General features: G+C 45.7%; 18 protein-coding genes. 1 reads left to right on the top strand and 17 read right to left on the bottom strand.

All coding sequences use genetic code 11. The annotated features are described in order from the left end of the window. Positions 1-113 precede the first annotated feature (113 nt). Positions 114-716 carry a 2OG-Fe(II) oxygenase gene (locus tag WJM94_RS01955; RefSeq protein WP_444492558.1) on the bottom strand — a complete coding sequence of 201 codons (603 nt, stop codon included), beginning with the start codon at positions 714-716 and terminating at the stop codon, positions 114-116. Between the two features lie 368 nt (positions 717-1,084). Here WJM94_RS01955 and WJM94_RS01950 point away from each other — a divergent pair, with 368 nt between their 5' ends. After that, on the top strand, positions 1,085-2,035 hold the full coding sequence (locus tag WJM94_RS01950; RefSeq protein ID WP_444492557.1) for a LysR family transcriptional regulator: 951 nt from the start codon (positions 1,085-1,087) through the stop codon (positions 2,033-2,035). Positions 2,036-2,738: 703 nt separating this feature from the next. Here WJM94_RS01950 and WJM94_RS01945 read toward each other — a convergent pair. From WJM94_RS01945 to urtA, 16 genes are all read right to left on the bottom strand, one after another. Further along, entirely contained in the window at positions 2,739-3,212 is a 474-nt protein-coding gene (locus tag WJM94_RS01945; protein ID WP_444492556.1) for a response regulator, read from the bottom strand. Next, complete coding sequence (locus tag WJM94_RS01940) at positions 3,199-4,536, bottom strand: ATP-binding protein (protein ID WP_444492555.1); 1,338 nt, start codon at positions 4,534-4,536, stop codon at positions 3,199-3,201. Before WJM94_RS01940 ends, WJM94_RS01945 begins: the two co-directional genes overlap by 14 nt. Positions 4,537-4,539: 3 nt before the next feature. Further along, a complete protein-coding gene (locus tag WJM94_RS01935) occupies positions 4,540-5,958 on the bottom strand; it encodes an SLC13 family permease (RefSeq protein ID WP_444492554.1) in 1,419 nt (472 codons plus the stop codon). 337 nt (positions 5,959-6,295) lie between these two features. Further along, entirely contained in the window at positions 6,296-6,826 is a 531-nt protein-coding gene (locus WJM94_RS01930) for a HupE/UreJ family protein (RefSeq protein WP_444492553.1), read from the bottom strand. Positions 6,827-6,837: 11 nt separating this feature from the next. Then, positions 6,838-7,479 carry an urease accessory protein UreG gene (ureG, locus tag WJM94_RS01925; protein WP_444492552.1) on the bottom strand — a complete coding sequence of 214 codons (642 nt, stop codon included), beginning with the start codon at positions 7,477-7,479 and terminating at the stop codon, positions 6,838-6,840. 2 nt (positions 7,480-7,481) lie between these two features. After that, positions 7,482-8,144, bottom strand: coding sequence for an urease accessory protein UreF (locus WJM94_RS01920; protein WP_444492551.1), 663 nt, complete (start codon positions 8,142-8,144; stop codon positions 7,482-7,484). Next, positions 8,144-8,632, bottom strand: coding sequence for an urease accessory protein UreE (ureE, locus tag WJM94_RS01915; RefSeq protein ID WP_444492550.1), 489 nt, complete (start codon positions 8,630-8,632; stop codon positions 8,144-8,146). The genes WJM94_RS01920 and ureE overlap by 1 nt, the downstream gene beginning before the upstream one ends. A gap of 28 nt (positions 8,633-8,660) precedes the next feature. Next, on the bottom strand, positions 8,661-10,367 hold the full coding sequence (gene ureC / locus WJM94_RS01910) for an urease subunit alpha (RefSeq protein WP_444492549.1): 1,707 nt from the start codon (positions 10,365-10,367) through the stop codon (positions 8,661-8,663). 40 nt (positions 10,368-10,407) lie between these two features. Continuing rightward, positions 10,408-10,713 carry an urease subunit beta gene (locus WJM94_RS01905; RefSeq protein WP_444492548.1) on the bottom strand — a complete coding sequence of 102 codons (306 nt, stop codon included), beginning with the start codon at positions 10,711-10,713 and terminating at the stop codon, positions 10,408-10,410. A 10-nt stretch (positions 10,714-10,723) separates the two neighbouring features. Continuing rightward, on the bottom strand, positions 10,724-11,026 hold the full coding sequence (ureA, locus tag WJM94_RS01900; RefSeq protein WP_444492547.1) for an urease subunit gamma: 303 nt from the start codon (positions 11,024-11,026) through the stop codon (positions 10,724-10,726). Between the two features lie 84 nt (positions 11,027-11,110). Beyond that, positions 11,111-11,950 carry an urease accessory protein UreD gene (locus tag WJM94_RS01895; protein ID WP_444492546.1) on the bottom strand — a complete coding sequence of 280 codons (840 nt, stop codon included), beginning with the start codon at positions 11,948-11,950 and terminating at the stop codon, positions 11,111-11,113. 22 nt (positions 11,951-11,972) lie between these two features. Then, on the bottom strand, positions 11,973-12,668 hold the full coding sequence (urtE, locus tag WJM94_RS01890) for an urea ABC transporter ATP-binding subunit UrtE (protein WP_444492545.1): 696 nt from the start codon (positions 12,666-12,668) through the stop codon (positions 11,973-11,975). Then, positions 12,665-13,444 (bottom strand): urea ABC transporter ATP-binding protein UrtD, encoded by a 780-nt coding sequence (gene urtD / locus WJM94_RS01885; RefSeq protein ID WP_444492993.1) that lies wholly within the window; start codon positions 13,442-13,444, stop codon positions 12,665-12,667. Before urtD ends, urtE begins: the two co-directional genes overlap by 4 nt. A 53-nt stretch (positions 13,445-13,497) precedes the next feature. Then, the gene (urtC, locus tag WJM94_RS01880) at positions 13,498-14,583 is read right to left on the bottom strand and encodes an urea ABC transporter permease subunit UrtC (RefSeq protein WP_444492544.1); all 1,086 of its coding nucleotides are present in this window, start codon (positions 14,581-14,583) and stop codon (positions 13,498-13,500) included. A gap of 2 nt (positions 14,584-14,585) precedes the next feature. Then, positions 14,586-16,250 carry an urea ABC transporter permease subunit UrtB gene (gene urtB / locus WJM94_RS01875; RefSeq protein WP_444492543.1) on the bottom strand — a complete coding sequence of 555 codons (1,665 nt, stop codon included), beginning with the start codon at positions 16,248-16,250 and terminating at the stop codon, positions 14,586-14,588. A 164-nt stretch (positions 16,251-16,414) separates the two neighbouring features. After that, positions 16,415-17,689, bottom strand: a complete 1,275-nt coding sequence (gene urtA / locus WJM94_RS01870; RefSeq protein WP_444492542.1) for an urea ABC transporter substrate-binding protein — start codon at positions 17,687-17,689, stop codon at positions 16,415-16,417. Positions 17,690-17,864: the final 175 nt, after the last annotated feature.

The following is a 17,864-nucleotide window of genomic DNA, read 5'->3' as shown; positions in this document are numbered from 1 at the left end:
GAGAAAAAGAAGGAAACAGGACTTTGTTATGAAACGTTCTGTTGTAAATCGGTAGCGAGGCGTCGAAGAAAACGCCTCACCTGGATTTCTGTAAGGGAATAGAACAGCGTCAGTTAGCTTGCAATATCGAGCAGATTGTCTCGAACACCATTGATTCGGAACCAACCTGCTATGGAGAATCGCTCTGCATTGGTTGGCAGGACTTCATGGGGAAATTGTTCCGATAAGAACACAAGTAAACGCCCCCCACGTGGCGGGATGGTTGCAATAACGTTGTCGTTTAAATCATAAACCACTAACTCACCTGCGTCTTCTTCACTCCAGGATTCATTCAAGTAAAACACTGTGGTTAAACGGCGATTTTCGTTTCCTTTGAAACTATCGAGATGCTTCTTGTAAAAGTCACCTTTCTCATATTTGGCAAAGTGTGATTCATACTCAAATAAGCCAAGGTATAAATGGCGATTTGCCTCCTGGCGAATTTCTTCCATCTTACTGAGGTAAGCTTTTATCGGCATTCCCATTTCTGGTTTTAACCACTGAATCTTATCACTGCGAATTGAATCTTCGCGAGTAACCTCTTCATTACGACCAATGCGGGCTTTTTTCCAATTCTCAGGTATGCAAGCTCTCAGTTGCGTTACCTCTTCCTCTGATAAAAAGTCATCCCAAATGTAGTATCCATGAGTGGCTATTGCATCGATCAGTTCATTCATTTTAATTGTTCAATCGTGTAGGTTTGATCGTCTATATAAGTAATTCAACCAACAACGACAAACGAGAATTTTTGTCGATACGATAACTTTTCGATTTGGTAATTTATCCTGTTATATCAATAGGTAGTAACGCCAGTATGATCGACAAACAATACAGTAAAAAGCCTATCTACGATGCCTGAGTGACATGCTTATCTTTTAAAAGACAACTCTAAGACCGTCAGTAAACTGGTATGTAACGTTGAGCCTCAAAACACAACATTAGCCATAAAGCATCAGTCATATACGCTATCTTTTATGAAAATAAAAATGGTATCGATTACACAATTACTGTTAACCTAGGTAAAAATAAAACAAATAATAAATCCATGGACTACATTACTCTATCCAGAATCAGCTTGAAGCACCTTACTGTTTTGCACATGTTGCTGACCACTCATAGCGTTACTCAAGCAGCAGAGAAACTTTGTGTTACTCCTTCAAGCGTGAGTAAAACACTCAGCCAGCTCCGTGAAACGCTTAAAGACGAGCTGTTCTACCGAGATGGCACACGTCTTGTCCCAACACCATTTGCGACAAATATTGGCCCGTCGGTTCATGGTATTTTGGCCAGCATGAACGGTTTGCTGCATCAGGGATCATTTAATCCTGCCTATTTTCAGGGAAGCTTTTCAATCTCAATGCGTGAGAGTTCGTTTGAGTTATTTGCTCCCGTCTTACAACACTTGTCAAAACAACTAGGAAACCACGCCGAACTTAACGTTTACTCGAAAGATGAAATGAGCTTCGACGCGTTAATCAGAGGTCAAATCGATTTCTTGTTATTACCACATGATCTAAGTCAGCCCCCGACTCACAACAAAGATCTAGTTTGGCAAACAATATTAAAAGATGAACTGATATGCTTGATGGGTACATCAAATCCTCTTGCACAAAACCCACTTAGTATCGAAGGGTATCTCTGTGCAAGGCACATAGGTATTCACGATAAAGACCTTGCCCGACCATACTTCGAGCAAAATCTGCAACAGAGACACCACAAACGCAATCTCGCTATGCGCGTGGCAGACTTTGGTTCGGCAGCGGTAATGTGTCATCACTCGAACTACTTGTTCACCTGCTCCAAGCGCTGGGCGAGAGCCTCACTGCAAACGAAAGGATTAGTTGAACATCCGCTTCCATTTGATTTTGGACAAGTGTCTTATAGTTTGGTCTGGAATAAAGCGAGCTTGAATGACCCTGCTTTACGTTGGCTTAAACAGCAGCTGCTTGATGCCTGCCAATTACTGGACGCAAGTGAAGTCTTAAAAATAAGCTGAAGTGGCAGTTGAAGAGCTGGACAGGTTCCGCACTCGACATGCTGTAAATAGATATGCGAGGTAGATTACCCACCGGAGACCATCATTACGCAGAAAAATACGTTGTGACGTCATCAAATCGAACACTGCAATTACTGAGTAGTCAGTCATTTTTAAATTAGATTTGTGCTGAGCTATCTCAATACAATGAACGCAGTGGGTGCACTCCTTTAAGCCAAACAACGTTGTTGCTTTTATTTCGTGAAACTACCGGCAGAGTTTACCCCCTTTGATGTATTGCCACTAATGAAAAAAAACAAACACATCCTTTCCAATTTAGAAATAAGTAAAGACTAATTTAGCTATACCTCACTCATCCTATTCTACGATATTGATTAGTCTCTTCTAGACAGAAGCCTGCTAATTTTTACTTATTATTTCACATGGTTAATTTAGTTCGTTCGAGAAAGCCGCTAGTAGAAACACTGGACTCTCAAAACCGTTCATGTGAGTGACCTTCGGCCACATCAAACAATTAACGCTATTCAGGAGCTCCGTAAAACGCGTCTGAAGCGTAGGAATAGTACGACATATTTCCAAATCAGAAATAAGTAACGGAGAGATAGTGCAGCGGCTCTATTTCTATACGAAGTGGTATTTACACAGCTACGATCTTGATGTCGTAGCCGTGAAAGAAGTTCATTTTAAATGACTGTAGAGTGCGTTACCTAAGGCGTTCGAAAACCACACTTTGATCAAGATGTTCATGATATTGAGTGTAATCAAGACCCATATCGAAGATGTATTTCGTCACTAGGTTTCTGACGCATTCAACCAACTGATTTGCCTGCCACGGCTTCTCAAAATAGCGATCAATACCCGCCGTGTTTATCGCATTGATGGTATCGGTGTGTGTTGCTTGCCCCGTAAGCAATACTTTTCGGGTATGCGTGAAGCGACTGTCTTTCGAAATCTCTGCGAGGAATTCAACGCCCGTTTTTCCTGGCATAACGTGATCAGAGATGACCAATGCAATCATCTCTCCTTCTGCATCAAGTTCATCCATTAATTCCAGCGCTTCATCGGCCGACTCACAATCCTCAATGTTCAACCACTGAGTCAATGACTCTAGATCAAGCAAAACCGCGCTTAACACCTCTCGTTGGTCATCAACGCAAATTAAATTAAGCTTCTCCATGTTCACCCTCTACTGGTAATTTGATTCTAAAAATAGTTTTGTCACTGTCACTCTTCACGACAACTGAGCCACCACACCCTGTTACGATGCGTTTTACAATCGACAGCCCCAACCCAAGCCCAAAGGACAACCCGCCTTTCTTGGTCGTAAAGTTTGGCTGGAAAATCTTTCTGCGAGTCGCTTCATCTATCTCAGGGCCATTATTGGCAATAGTGACCAAAATTTTGCCTTTACTGGCGCGTGTTTGTATCTCTATCGTTGGTGACTCAACGTTGATTAATGCATCACACGCATTTTTTATGATGTTTACCCAAATCTGCACAAGCTCTGTTTGTGAGCCAACAAAACGAGGTAGTTCCGCAGGACTGAAGCGAACTTTTACACGTCTCAAATCACTTTGTAGCAAAGCAAGCGCTCGGTTGATTGAGTCATTAATATTCAAAGCTTCGTCAATATCGATATCAGTTCTGCCTAGTTGCTTAACGGAGCGAACAATGCCAACGGTATGTTTAGTCGCAAGGCGCAGATCATGAAGATCTCTTCCTATTTGCCAGTACCGAATAGCTTCTTGCGGATTCTTCAACCAATGTTCGGAGAGATAATCGGCAGGCACCGCCCGAGCTAAATCCCTAGCAGCCTCTCTGGATAAACCGTAATATTTTTCGAAATGTTTGCCTCGCTTACGTGCCTCACTAGACGATACTTTCTGCCCTTGTAGCAGACCAAAATCAAAAAACTGACTCGCCTCCGGATGCACTTCCTCCAACAGCGCCATAATCACCGTCTCTAAACGTTCAGATTTGCTGCTCACGACACCAATGGCGTTGTTGAGTTCATGAGCAAGACCTGCGGCAAGTTGACCCAGCGTAGTCATCTGTTCTGCGGTGTGGAGCTTTTGCAATGCTTTTTCTTTCGCGAGCGCTTCTTCCATAGCTCGATGCTGGCGACGAGATAACTCATTCACTATGACCGGCATAAACTGCGTTGTCAGAGGCCCGTACAGTGACTCTTCTATCGCAGGGGTATTACGTTCTATCCATGCAAGTTCTGCATTCGTTTGAGCAACCACCGTTGAAGACGCAGTCCATGTACCAGAGAAGAAGCTATGAACTCCAAGAAATGCCCCCTCAGAAGCAGAGAAAACCTGGATTGGCTTTTTATCCTCTTCGGCGAAGTAGCCAGTTAACTCCCCCGAAAGCACAAAATACAGACGATCGTTATAGCCATCTTGTTCAATCAACACTGAACCTGCCACCACACTAATGCGGCGTTCGTTTTGATTAAAATAGCGCTCTACTAACGCATCTAATTTCGTTTCGTACATGGGTTACCCAATGTGTCCTACCGAATGCAGAATCCAAACCATAACAAAGCTGAGCAGCACCCCGACGATACCCAGTACCACTCCGACGCGTGCCATTTGATTACTTTGTACATGGCCAGTTGCGTGCGCCAAGGCATTAGGTGGCGTACTTATAGGCAGAGACATACCAAGTGATGCGGCAAAAGTAACAACCAAAATCAAGGTAACTTCACCACCAAGTGATGTAAGCGATGCCATAGACGTTCCCAGTGCAGCCATTATTGGCATCAACAAGTTAGCTGTTGCAGTATGAGACATAAAGTTAGCCATGGCCAAGCAGAGGAACGCTGCACCAAATAACACTACATACGGAGAGAATTCATCAAACGGAATACTGTTGACAACTAACCTTGCCAGGCCTGTCTTGTCGAGTGCCAAACCGAGGGCAATACCACCAGACACCAACCAAAGCACATCCCAGGAAATTTTCTTTAAATCTTCTTTATTAATGATGCCGGTTAACGAGAACACTGCGACAGGGATTAATGCGACCGTGTACGAGTTCATGCCATGAGCGGAGCCCATAAGCCATAGAATGATCGTGCCTGCAAATGTGAAGTACACAATCATTGCCTTTGGCGTTTTTAAAAACTTACTCTTAATATTCAGGTTGATAGTGGTTTGATCCGCTTTGTACAAAGCACCAATGAGAACCCAAGCGAGTGCCATCATCACAACGACAAAAGGCACACCAAACATCATCCATTCTCCAAAAGTAATCAGGTTATCACCGACCAAATACTTGAGTGCAATGGCATTGGGCGGCGTCCCAATCGGCGTACCAATACCACCAATATTGGCCGCAACCGGAATACACAAAGCAAAGGCTATTCTACCTGGATCTTTCGGCCCAAAAACTGCGATAACCGGAGTGAGAATAGACAACATCATCGCTGTGGTTGCCGTGTTAGACATAAACATCGAAAAAATGGCTGTGATCAGCATTAATCCCAGCATGACAAACTTAGGGTTTTGTCCAAACGGTTTTAGCAGCACACGTGCTAAGTTGACATCCAAACGATATTTGGTCGCCGCCATGGCTAAGAAGAAGCCACCCAAAAACAGCATAATAATCGGGCTGGCAAACGTCGCCATTATCTCATTGTATTGCAGCAACTCACCAAAATGTGGCTGCCCTTCTTGTGTACGAAACAAAACAATACCTTTGTTTGACACCAGCAATAATTCGAGAACGATGATCACCACCGACGTGGCATATATAGGGATAGGCTCAAACACCCAACAAAGTGCGGCGAGCAAAAAAATCGCAATAACGCGCTGTTGGATAATGGTGATGCCATCAAATGGAAAAGCGGACAGAGGCATCAGCCAAATGAGTAGCGGGATGACCGTCGGGATGATGTATTTGAGATAAGGACGCATAGTACAACTTCTCTTCCTGAGGTGGTGTAAAGATGTTTGGAGTTTCACCAACAAACTGACGAATTGATCTTTCGAACAGAAAATTACTTAGGACCATTCATCCGAAACAGTCAAAACGCGGTCGTTCATGACTCCGACTCAGAATTATGTACACCGTTTAGAAACAAACATTTGGTGTTAGATCAATGAACTTGTATTCACATCGGAAAACATCTTTCAGATGTGTTCAAGCTCACTAAATGCGTGTCATAGTTGTCGTCTCAGCTATAAATCTGCTTCGAACTCAAACAACAATGCCGACTTTCGCCGGCATGTTTATAGCGTAAGCAAAATTGTCTTATTGACGTGCAAATCGCGCTTTCAGAACGGCAACTTGCCTTGCGATAGAATACGTAGCACCAATCACCAATACGCTCGCCATCATTACACCTGTACCAAATTCTGCGAACGAACCTTGTGCTTCTGCTCCCTGAACTAAACCGTGCGACAAGCTAAACAGTAATATCGCGCCAAGGGCGACAACACTTTTTGCTCCACCTTGCTTTAAAACGATAAGAGCGAGTGGTAAGCCAATTAGTGAGCTAGCCACTAACGCTTCTACTGAGCTTGCAGCCGCCCACTCCAAACCAATGGCATACCCGCCGATGATCGCAGCCATAATCAGGGCTGAAATTTGACTCGCGCGGCGCAAAGCAAACGTTGACAGGAATAACCCAATGAGCGCTAACGCAGACAGGTGATCCCAGCCTGTCAACGGGTGTAAAAAGCCTTGAGAAAAACTGGCCTGCATAGCGTGGCCTGTATGAGCAAAACTGCTTGCACTTACTAACACCAAACTCGCAGCAAATCCTTTTATTAATCCTTTCATGTCACTATTCCTTATGCTTCCGTTACTTCAACTTTTACGTCACGCTTTTCCAACATGCCGCGTTCAACAATAAAATCGATCACTTCCTGTAAGCCATCACCGCGAATCAGGTTGGTGAATACGAATGGCTTTTCTCCACGCATCTTTTTCGCATCACGATCCATCACTTCCAGAGAGGCATTCACCATCGGTGCCAGGTCGGTTTTATTAATGATTAACAGATCGGATTTAGTAATGCCGGGACCACCTTTGCGTGGAATTTTGTCCCCAGCACAGACATCAATCACATACAGCGTGAGATCTGATAATTCCGGACTAAACGTCGCACTTAAGTTATCTCCTCCACTTTCAACCAGTACAAACTCCAGACCTGGATGACGATCTTGCAGTTCATCAATCGCTGCCAAGTTCATTGAAGCATCTTCTCGAATTGCGGTATGCGGACAGCCGCCCGTCTCCACGCCCAAAATACGGTCGGATTCCAGTGCTTCATTACGCAGCAGAAATTCCGCATCTTCTTTGGTGTAAATGTCGTTAGTTACCACCGCTAAATCGTAGTGCTGGCGCATTGCTAAACATAACTGACGCAATAGCGCTGTTTTTCCTGAGCCAACCGGGCCGCCCACGCCCACTCGTAAACATTGTGTACTCATCGTTAACTCCTAAATAATCTTGAATATTGGGTTTCATGCCATGCACAGGCCATAGCAAAGTTAGGTAGAGTCAGCCCGATAGCTTCATCTTCCACCGTAAACCCGGTAGTAATTGCTTGTTCAATTTGTGGCATCAAAGCGATAAGAATGCGTTGCGCAGAGGTCTGCCCCAACGGTACAGTTTTACATGCCACCGTGATTTGATTCTCCAGCCACGACCAAAGCCACCCCGTCGCTGCTTGCTCTATTGAGACACCAAAGTGCTGGCATGCTTTGGCAAACAACGGCAGATAAGTCATCCTTTTTGCCTGAGGCGGTAATTCCACTTCTAAGCTCACTAATAAGCGATAAAAGGTTTGCCCGAGCTTTTGCTCTTCCATTACCAGTTCAGCGGTTTCTCTATTGGCCAACAACACCGCTTGCCAATGCTCCAGAGCAACCATGTCGTTTTTTTGCCACGCTTGATAACAACGCACCAACAGGGGCACTTCCAAATTGGCTTGAGCATGATTGAGTATTGGCTCAAGCCAGGTTTGTAATGTTGCTTCGTCGCTTACCCATTCCAGGTCCACTGCGGTTTCCAACCCTTGGCTATAAGCGAACGCGCCAATAGGCAGGCTTGGGCTGCTAAGGTGCAATAGAGAGAGTAATGACTGTACGTGCATTAGTGACTGTGCTCCCCGTGACCATGATGATGTTCGCTATCTGAGTGGCCGTGATTGTGACCACTTCCGTGATACGCTCCGGATTCTGGATTAAACATCGCTTTATGATGTCGACATTCCAGTCCAAATAACTCAACCATCTCTTCCAGAACATGATCAGGTTGAAAACGCAACCAAAGCTCGCCAATTGCCATTGGTACATGACGGTTTCCCATGTGGTAACACGCTTTGGAAAACGTTAACCAATCTTTTGCGGTAGCCGTAACAATATCTTCCTCTTGTGCTTCGACCAGAAACACTTTTCCACATTCGGTAAATAGGCAGTCGCCATCTTGCAAAACATCACCGCGCGGCAGAAAAACGCCAACATCCATGCCAGTCTTGCTTGTTGCTCTAAAACGCCCACGTTGGCGAACTTCATACGCCAGCACAATTGAGTCATCAATTTCACCATGGTGATGATCTGAGCGACTAATTACTCGGTACATAACAAAATTCCTTCTTAAAACTGAGCGCTTAGAACAACGTGTAACGTTGCGCCAACGGTAACTCGGTGGCTGGATCACACGTTAACAGTTCGCCATCAGCGCGAACTTCGTAAGTTTGTGGGTCTACTGTCACTGTCGGCATGTAGTCATTAAGAATCATGTCATTCTTGGTCACACTCCGGCAGTTTTTGCACGCCACCAGTTGGCGCTGCAATCCTAACTTCTCTTTGAGGCCATTTTCACTCGCGACTTTACTGGTAAAGGTGACAGACGTTGCAGAAGCAGCACTGCCAAAGCCACCAAACATGCGTCGGTAATGAACAGGCTGAGGCGTCGGAATTGACGCATTCGCATCTCCCATTGGTGCTGCAGCGATAAAGCCGCCTTTAATAATTAACGCGGGCTTAATGCCAAAGAACGCCGGTTTCCAAAGAACAATATCCGCGAGTTTGCCGACTTCAAGTGAACCCACTGTGTGGTCAACGCCATGTGCTATCGCTGGATTAATGGTGTATTTCGCGATGTAGCGTTTAGCACGGAAGTTATCGGCCTGGATCTCTTTGTCTTGATCCAGGTAACCACGTTGAATTTTCATCTTGTGCGCAGTTTGCCAGGTACGGGTAATAACTTCGCCCACTCTCCCCATCGCTTGAGAATCCGACGCAATCATAGAGAATGCACCCAAGTCGTGAAGAATGTCTTCGGCTGCAATGGTTTCTTTACGGATACGTGAATCAGCAAAAGCAACATCTTCTGGGATATTCGGGTCAAGGTGGTGACACACCATCAACATATCCAGATGTTCATCAACAGTATTTACTGTGTAAGGACGAGTTGGGTTAGTTGATGATGGAAGTACGTTTGGCTGACCACATGCAACAATAATGTCCGGAGCATGGCCACCACCTGCGCCTTCTGTATGGTAGGTGTGTATCGTACGACCTTTGAATGCAGCCAGCGTATCTTCGACAAAGCCAGATTCGTTGAGAGTATCGGTATGAATTGCAACCTGCACGTCGTACTTTTCTGCTACAGATAAACAGTTGTCGATCGATGCTGGTGTTGTTCCCCAGTCTTCGTGGAGTTTTAACCCACAAGCGCCAGCTTCAATTTGTTCAGCTAACGGCTCAGGTAAACTCGCGTTACCTTTGCCTAAAAAGCCAAAGTTCATCGGCATTTGATCAGTACTTCGCAGCATTTGTGCCATGTTCCATGCACCGGGTGTACACGTGGTCGCGTTCGTGCCGGTCGCAGGGCCAGTTCCGCCACCAATCATGGTCGTGGTTCCTGCCATTAACGCTTCTTCGATTTGTTGCGGGCAGATAAAGTGAATGTGTGCGTCGATGGCGCCCGCCGTTACGATGTGACCTTCACCAGCAATCACTTCAGTGCTCGCGCCAATGTTAATCGTGACATCAGGTTGAATGTCTTTGTTACCAGCCTTACCGATGGCCGCAATGTTGCCATCTTTAATACCGATATCCGCTTTTACGATGCCCCAATGGTCAAGAATTAGCGCATTGGTGATGACACAATCCATCACTTCATCTCGGCATAACTGGCCTTGCCCCATGCCATCACGAATCACTTTACCACCACCAAATTTCACTTCATCACCGTACACGGTGAAATCCTGCTCAACTTGAATAAATAGCTCAGTGTCGGCGAGGCGAACTTTGTCGCCTACAGTCGGGCCGTACATATCCGCGTAGGCACGACGAGAAATTTCTGCCATTTTTTGTTCTCCCTAACCATGTCTTCTGGCTGAATCTGTATTAAATCTTGCCCATCACTTCGCCGCGGAAGCCAAATATAGTTTTCGAACCATCAATCTCAACCAATTCAATGTTGCGAGTCTGACCTGGTTCGAAGCGCACAGCCGTACCAGCGGCGATGTTTAATCGCATACCTCTGGCTTTTTCTCGATCAAAATCCAGTGCCGGATTGGTTTCAAAAAAGTGGTAATGACTGCCAACTTGGATAGGACGATCACCATGATTAATCACAGCCAGTTGCTCGGTACGACGCCCTTTATTCAGTTCAATTGGAGCGTCACTTAAGATGTATTCACCAGGCTTCATGTTTACGCTCCTATTGAATCGGGTTATGAACAGTGACGAGCTTTGTGCCATCAGGGAATGTCGCTTCCACCTGTACTTCCTCTAACAGTTCCGGAATGCCATCCATCACATCGTCTTTGGTCAACAAAGTACGACCATCGCTCATAAGCTGAGCAACCGTTTTACCATCGCGCGCACCCTCCATAATCGCCGCTGAAATATAGGCGGACGCTTCTGGGTAGTTCAGCTTTACGCCGCGTGCGAGTCTGCGCTCTGCCACTAATGCAGCGGTAAATAGCAATAACTTGTCCTTGTCTCTTGGAGATAATTCCATCTGTAAACCCTCTAACCCTTACGTTACGTTTCTTTACGTTACACTGTTACTTTTTCTGCTTCACACAGCAGACTATGGCTTTATTTAGGTGTTCCAAATTCTTGGTGCGCATGCAGGTCGCTGCAGCAGTTCAGGGCGAATCATTTGCCAGCATGCACGTAATTGCTTTTGAGCTTGTTCACTGCATTCACCCAGATAACGAATAAGTAAAACATTGAGTCGGTACGTAATGCTCAGCGTACCTTGTGTACCTGCGGAAAAATGTTCACGCAGCTTATCAACCATGGTTTGACCATCACTCAAGCCTACGACCGTTAGGGTTCCAGAGACTAAGTTACTGTTGAAACCACTGATCGCCGTCAGCAGCGGGTCATCTGCGGCCAGATATTGGCGCTCTAGCAATAATGGCTTGCCGTCTTGATAGATGGATAATCGCTGCTCAACACTTCCTTGCATAAACGGAAAGTGACTTTTAGGGCGACCTAAACAGAACACATCCATACCGATAAACTTTGCGTCACCGTAAAGATTAACGTTGGTGGTCAACTTACCGTGTGCACCATTGAATACGATGGTTTCCATCGGTAACCACTCGCACGCTCCGTTATCGACTTCAATATCAACATGCTGCTTTTGCTCTATGTTTTTGCTGTCAGCCTTATAAATTTTGCCTGCAGACGGTGTCGTGATTAGCGCATGACTATCGCTCTGACAATGAATCTGAATACTTAAATCGTCACCCGATACCAATCCACCCGGAGGGTGCAGCAGATAAACGTGGCAAACATCCAATTCGGGGTAAAATGGTCGCTGTACGCGCAGCGGGCCTTGAAATTCCATGCGCTTCATCTGCGTTTTTTCACCGGACTTGCTAAAGCCAAGCGACAAATAAGCTGGCCAGTGGCGCTGCGTTTGGGTTGACATGTTAAATACACTATTCATCTGCTTACACCGTCAGATATTTCTTAACTAACGCATCATTAAGCTCTTCCATCTCTCCCATCGCCACCTGGCGGCCACGGTCAATAATGCAAAAGTTATCAGCGACTTTACGTGCAAAAGGCAGTTTCTGTTCGACGAGTAACACAGTCAGACCAATCTCTTTATTCAGTCGACGGATAATGTCGCCAATTTCAGCTACGACATTCGGCTGAATGCCTTCGGTGGGTTCATCCAGAATAAGAAGCTTAGGATCAATAACCAATGCACGACCGATGGCAAGTTGCTGCTGTTGACCCCCGGATAGGTCACCACCTCGACGATGAAGCATCTCTTTCAGTACCGGAAATAGCTCATAGATGAACTCAGGAATTTGCCTTGCGCCATCTTTGCGCATCGGTAGACCAATACGTAGATTCTCTTCTACGGTCATCAACGGGAAAATCTGACGACCTTGAGGGACATAACCTATTCCGATTGGCGCACGTTTCTCGGCCGCCAATTTGGTAATGTTTTGTCCCAAGAAGTTGATCTCTCCGCTCTTGGTTGGAAGCAGCCCCATAATGCATTGCAACAGAGTCGTTTTTCCTACCCCATTACGTCCCATCAGAACGGTACATTTGCCTTCAGGTATTTGCATATCGAGATCCCACAGCGTGTGGCTCTGTCCATAGAATTGATTTAATCCTTTAATCTCAATCATGCTTCTTCTCCAAGATAGACTTCCACCACCTTGCGGTTGCTCTGTACTTGATCCATCGTTCCCTCAGCCAAAACGCTGCCTTGGTGCAACACTGTTACGTCACGCGCTATCGAGCGAACAAAGTCCATATCGTGTTCGACTAACACAATCGTGCGCTCGCCCGCCAGTGACGTCAGCAATTCGCCGGTTCTGTCCATCTCTTGGTGTGTCATACCCGCGACAGGCTCATCAACCAGCAACAGTTTCGGGTTTTGCATCAGTAACATGCCGATTTCCAACCACTGTTTTTGGCCATGTGATAATGCACCAGCCAATAGAGCGCGCTGTTCATAAAGACCAATTTGTTTGAGTACGTGATCAATATGGTCGACCTGACTTGGTGTCAGCGAAGCAAACAGAGTGGAAAAAACCGTTTTTTCCCCTGCCATCGCAAGCTCTAAGTTGTGAAAGACTGACTGAGATTCAAAAACCGTGGGCTTTTGAAACTTACGTCCTATCCCAGCCTGAGCGATCTCTGGCTCACTCATTTGCAGCAGGTTAATGTTTTGACCAAACCACGCAGTACCAGTATCAGGTCGGGTTTTGCCTGTGATTATGTCCATCATGGTGGTTTTACCTGCGCCATTCGGACCAATGATGCAACGCAGCTCACCCTCTTTGATGTAGAGGTTTAGGTCGTTGATCGCTTTAAAGCCGTCAAACGACACGCTGATACCTTCTAAATACAACAAGCAACCGTGGCCGACTTTAAGCATCGGATTGACTTGAGGCATCATAAACTCATAAACGTGTTCACGGTCAGTCAGTTCTTTGGCAAGGCTTAAAATACTCATGAATGCACCTCTTTACGTTTTATTAAGCCTGTTACACCCTGAGGCAGGAATAGCGTCACCAATACAAACATGGCACCCAAGCTAAACAGCCAAACTTCAGGAAGCGCCGCGGTTAAATAGGTTTTTGCGTAATTGACCGCCAGTGCACCAACCACTGCACCGTACAATGTTGCACGCCCGCCAAGTGCCACCCATACCACTAATTCAATTGAGTTAAGCGGTGAAAATTCTGATGGGTTGATGATCCCCACTTGCGGAACATACAACGCACCTGCAATGCCAGCGAGTACCGCAGAAAAAGTGAAAATTGCTAATTTTACGTATTCCACTTTGTAGCCGGTGAAGCGTGTCCGTGCTTCGGCATCACGCACAGCCATCGCGACGCGGCCTAAACGACTCACGACAATGAATCGACACGCCAGATACCCGAGCCCCAGAGCGATGCCTGATAATGCGAACAACGTTAAGCGTGTGGAGTCCGCTTGCAGGTCAAAACCTAAAATATCTTTAAAGTCGGTTAAGCCATTGTTGCCACCAAATCCCATCTCGTTACGGAAAAAAGCCAACAGTAAGGCAAACGTCAGTGCCTGAGTGATAATGGAAAGATAAACACCCGTAACGCGAGAACGAAACGCAAACCAACCAAACACAAAGGCGAGTAACCCTGGTGCTAATACCACCATCAACATTGCAAACCAGAACTGATCAAAACCATGCCAGAACCAAGGAAGTTCCTGCCAGTTGAGAAACACCATAAAATCTGGTAGCTCCGGGTTACCATACACACCACGGTCACCAATCTGACGCATCAAATACATACCCATCGCGTAGCCACCCAGTGCGAAAAACGCCGCGTGGCCTAAGCTCAGAATACCTAAGTAACCCCAAACCAAATCCACCGCAACTGCGAGCAGCGCATAGGTCAGATACTTACCCATTAACGTCACAGTGTAAGTAGAAATGTGTAGCGCAGATCCTTCTGCAAAGAACAGGTTTAGCGCTGGAATCAAGCAAATCGCTGCACCTAAGACAATCAAAAACAGCAGTGTAGAACGATCGAACAATTTTGATTGAACATCCATGATTAACCCTCCGCCGAGCGACCCTTCTGAGGGAACAAGCCTCGGGGTTTCTTCTGAATAAAGAGAATGATAAATACCAGTACCAGGATTTTCGCCAGAACGGCTCCGGCCCATGGCTCCATGACTTTGTTAGCAATGCCAAGCGACATACCAGCCACCAGTGTTCCCCACAAGTTGCCGACACCACCAAACACCACCACCATAAATGAGTCGATGATGTACGCCTGACCTAAGTTTGGTCCCACGTTTGTAAGCTGGCTAAGCGCAACACCAGCAATGCCTGCAATGCCAGATCCCAATCCAAAAGTCATCGCGTCTACCCACTCCGATTTAACGCCCATTGCTCGAGCCATGCTGCGGTTTTGCGAAACAGCACGTACCTCAATCCCCAAACGGGTATAACGTAGTACCGCGAACAACAGTGCAAACACGATCAGACAGAATATGATGATGTAGAGACGGTTCAGTGTCAGACTTAATAGCGGGTTAATTTCAATCACGCCTTGCATCCAGTCCGGTGTCGATACCGAGCGGTTAAGCGGAGAGAAAATCGTGCGTACGGTTTGTTGCAAAATTAGACTGATACCAAACGTTGCCAGTAAGGTTTCTAACGGACGTCCGTACAAGAAGCGAATTACGCCTCTTTCGATCAAAATACCCACCGCAGCGGAAACCAAAAATGCCACAGGTATTGAAACCACTATCGACCAGCCGATATGGTTTGGCATTAGCGTTTGGATAACGTACGTGGTGTAAGCGCCAAGCATAATCAGTTCGCCATGAGCCATGTTAATGACGCCCATTACACCAAACGTAATTGCAAGGCCGATCGCAGCTAATACCAGTACAGAACCAAGACTCAAACCGAAAAATAAGGTTTCACCAAAATGCGCCAGACTCACTCGCTGTTCAATCAAACCGAGCGCTTTGTTCGTCGCACTGGCCAGTAACTTATTTGGTTCTGTCGCTAAAAATTGAGTAAGCGCGTTGCGTGCGGTTGGCTGATAGCTATCACCTAATGTCGCTATCGCTTGCTCTTGCACCGTTTCGTCGTTTGAGTACTCTAATTGATAGATAGCTAATGCCGTATCTAAGACTTGCTGTACATCAGAATCCTGTTCACTGGCGCGGGCTTTTTCTAATAAAGAATAACTTTGCTCGTTCAGGTCACCCATCAGTTGTGTTACCGCATTGATACGGGTGCTAGGGTCCGGATGGCGAATATTGAGTGATGCCAGCTGAGCTTTGATTTCACCACGGATCTGGTTATTGATACCGATTTTTTTAACGGCACGACGTTTGACAAGCTCTGGCTCTGTCGACTCTTCGGCAAAAAGTGGTTTGACTAAATAGTTACTGCCTTTTTTCTCGACAATCTTTACCAGTTGCTTGGTCTCACTCTCCAGGTAGATCTCGCCACCTAGCAAAAGTTCTAAAACTTGAATGGAGCGGTCATCACCACTCTCACCAATATTCGTCACTGCAATACGAATTTGGTCGTAATCTCTCGTCGTAAGACGTTGCAACTCACTCTCGAAGTTAGTCGTTGTAGCTAGCGTATGAGTTGATACAAGTAAGCTAAAAAGAACAACGATACCACTCGATACTGTGGAGAATATTCCACGGAACATTCGGGTTAGTTGCAGATATATGGATGTTTGAAACATCGTAGGCAAACCTCTGGTTAAACGAATATTCTTCTCGAGATAACGGAAAAATAAACAAAAACACTCAGATGAGTGACAGTGTCACCAATATATCAAGACACTGCCACTAACGTTGAAAAACGTTTAACGATTGAACTCTCTTCTATGAGAGTTGAATGGCCAGATTAGAAGTTTTGACCAGAACATTTGCCCGTTTTGGTGTTGTAGTTACCGCAAGATAACGGTGCACGCCAATCAGAGATAAGGTCTTTAGAACCTGGTAAGAAATCAGACCATGCATCACCCGCCACTAAGCCGGATGTTTTCCATACTGTTTCAAACTGGCCATCGTCCTGAATCTCACCAATTAGAACTGGCTTAGTGATGTGGTGGTTAGGCATCATTGCTGAGTAACCGCCTGTCAGGTTAGGAACTGTTACCCCAATCAGTGCATCACCTACGACAGCAGGATCGGTCGTGCCTGCTTTCTTCACTGCTTCAACCCACATGTTGAAACCAATGTAGTGCGCTTCCATAGGGTCATTAGTTACGCGCTCATCGCTCTTGATGAACTTGTGCCATTTCTCGATGAACTCATCATTGACGTCGGATTCAACGCTCATGAAGTAGTTCCACGCAGCCAGATGACCAACCAGTGCGGACGTATCCATACCAGACAGTTCTTCTTCACCCACAGAGAATGCCACGACTGGAATGTCATCTGCAGAGATGCCTTGGTTACCAAGCTCTTTATAGAACGGAACGTTTGCGTCACCGTTAATGGTAGATACCACTGCTGTTTTCTTACCGGTAGAACCGAATTTCTTAATATCTGAAACGATGGACTGCCAATCAGAATGACCAAATGGTGTGTAATTGATCATAATGTCAGCTTCCGCAACGCCTTTTTCTTTTAGATAAGCTTCCAGAATTTTGTTGGTAGTACGCGGGTAAACGTAGTCCGTTCCGGCCAATACCCAACGCTTCACACCTTGATCAAGAAGATAATCGACCGCTGGAATTGCTTGCTGGTTTGGCGCAGCGCCTGTGTAGAAGACGTTTTTCGAAGATTCTTCACCTTCATACTGAACTGGGTAGAACAACAAGCTGTTTAGCTCTTCAAAGACAGGAAGTACAGACTTACGAGATACTGATGTCCAGCAACCAAATACCGCATCGACTTTATCTTTAGAGATCAATTCACGCGCTTTTTCAGCAAACATAGGCCAGTCAGAGGCAGGGTCAACGACGACTGCTTCCAGCTTTTTACCTAATAAGCCGCCTTTTTTATTCTGTTCATCAATCAGCATCAACATTGTATCTTTCAGTGTCGTTTCACTGATTGCCATGGTGCCTGATAGAGAGTGAAGTACACCAACTTTAATGGTGTCTTCTGCCATTGCGTATCCACTCAGTAATGTTGCAGCTAGTACCGAAGCCGCCAAGAAATTCCGTTTCATTCGTCTTGTTCCTTTAATTAATTTTGTTAATAACAAACACTAATTCACGTCGCGATAGCACTTATCCCTCGGATAAATCCTACTGACTAAATGAACGAAATTGAGTATCGACCAGAATATGAATTTTGAATATGCGCGGTTAGTGCACTAAAACTACGTATAATTACGCATAGGT

It is taken from the genome of Vibrio sp. YIC-376, from assembly GCF_052353105.1.
In the GTDB taxonomy this organism is placed as follows: Bacteria; Pseudomonadota; Gammaproteobacteria; order Enterobacterales; family Vibrionaceae; genus Vibrio.
Note: the sequence above shows the minus strand (reverse complement) of the source record. Positions and strands in the feature narration are given on the sequence as shown.

Bases quoted from the DNA above. Each gene is read 5' to 3' on its own strand.
- urtA (WP_444492542.1), bottom strand. From the start codon at position 17,689: ATGAAACGGAATTTCTTGGCGGCTTCGGTACTAGCTGCAACATTACTG.
- ureG (WP_444492552.1), bottom strand. From the start codon at position 7,479: ATGAGTACACAATGTTTACGAGTGGGCGTGGGCGGCCCGGTTGGCTCA.
- WJM94_RS01895 (WP_444492546.1), bottom strand. From the start codon at position 11,950: ATGTCAACCCAAACGCAGCGCCACTGGCCAGCTTATTTGTCGCTTGGC.
- WJM94_RS01920 (WP_444492551.1), bottom strand. From the start codon at position 8,144: ATGCACGTACAGTCATTACTCTCTCTATTGCACCTTAGCAGCCCAAGC.
- urtB (WP_444492543.1), bottom strand. From the start codon at position 16,250: ATGTTTCAAACATCCATATATCTGCAACTAACCCGAATGTTCCGTGGA.
- WJM94_RS01955 (WP_444492558.1), bottom strand. From the start codon at position 716: ATGAATGAACTGATCGATGCAATAGCCACTCATGGATACTACATTTGG.
- WJM94_RS01930 (WP_444492553.1), bottom strand. From the start codon at position 6,826: ATGAAAGGATTAATAAAAGGATTTGCTGCGAGTTTGGTGTTAGTAAGT.
- ureA (WP_444492547.1), bottom strand. From the start codon at position 11,026: ATGGAATTATCTCCAAGAGACAAGGACAAGTTATTGCTATTTACCGCT.
- WJM94_RS01950 (WP_444492557.1), top strand. From the start codon at position 1,085: ATGGACTACATTACTCTATCCAGAATCAGCTTGAAGCACCTTACTGTT.
- WJM94_RS01940 (WP_444492555.1), bottom strand. From the start codon at position 4,536: ATGTACGAAACGAAATTAGATGCGTTAGTAGAGCGCTATTTTAATCAA.
- ureC (WP_444492549.1), bottom strand. From the start codon at position 10,367: ATGGCAGAAATTTCTCGTCGTGCCTACGCGGATATGTACGGCCCGACT.
- WJM94_RS01945 (WP_444492556.1), bottom strand. From the start codon at position 3,212: ATGGAGAAGCTTAATTTAATTTGCGTTGATGACCAACGAGAGGTGTTA.
- urtD (WP_444492993.1), bottom strand. From the start codon at position 13,444: ATGATGCCTCAAGTCAATCCGATGCTTAAAGTCGGCCACGGTTGCTTG.
- urtC (WP_444492544.1), bottom strand. From the start codon at position 14,583: ATGGATGTTCAATCAAAATTGTTCGATCGTTCTACACTGCTGTTTTTG.
- ureE (WP_444492550.1), bottom strand. From the start codon at position 8,632: ATGTACCGAGTAATTAGTCGCTCAGATCATCACCATGGTGAAATTGAT.
- WJM94_RS01935 (WP_444492554.1), bottom strand. From the start codon at position 5,958: ATGCGTCCTTATCTCAAATACATCATCCCGACGGTCATCCCGCTACTC.
- WJM94_RS01905 (WP_444492548.1), bottom strand. From the start codon at position 10,713: ATGAAGCCTGGTGAATACATCTTAAGTGACGCTCCAATTGAACTGAAT.
- urtE (WP_444492545.1), bottom strand. From the start codon at position 12,668: ATGATTGAGATTAAAGGATTAAATCAATTCTATGGACAGAGCCACACG.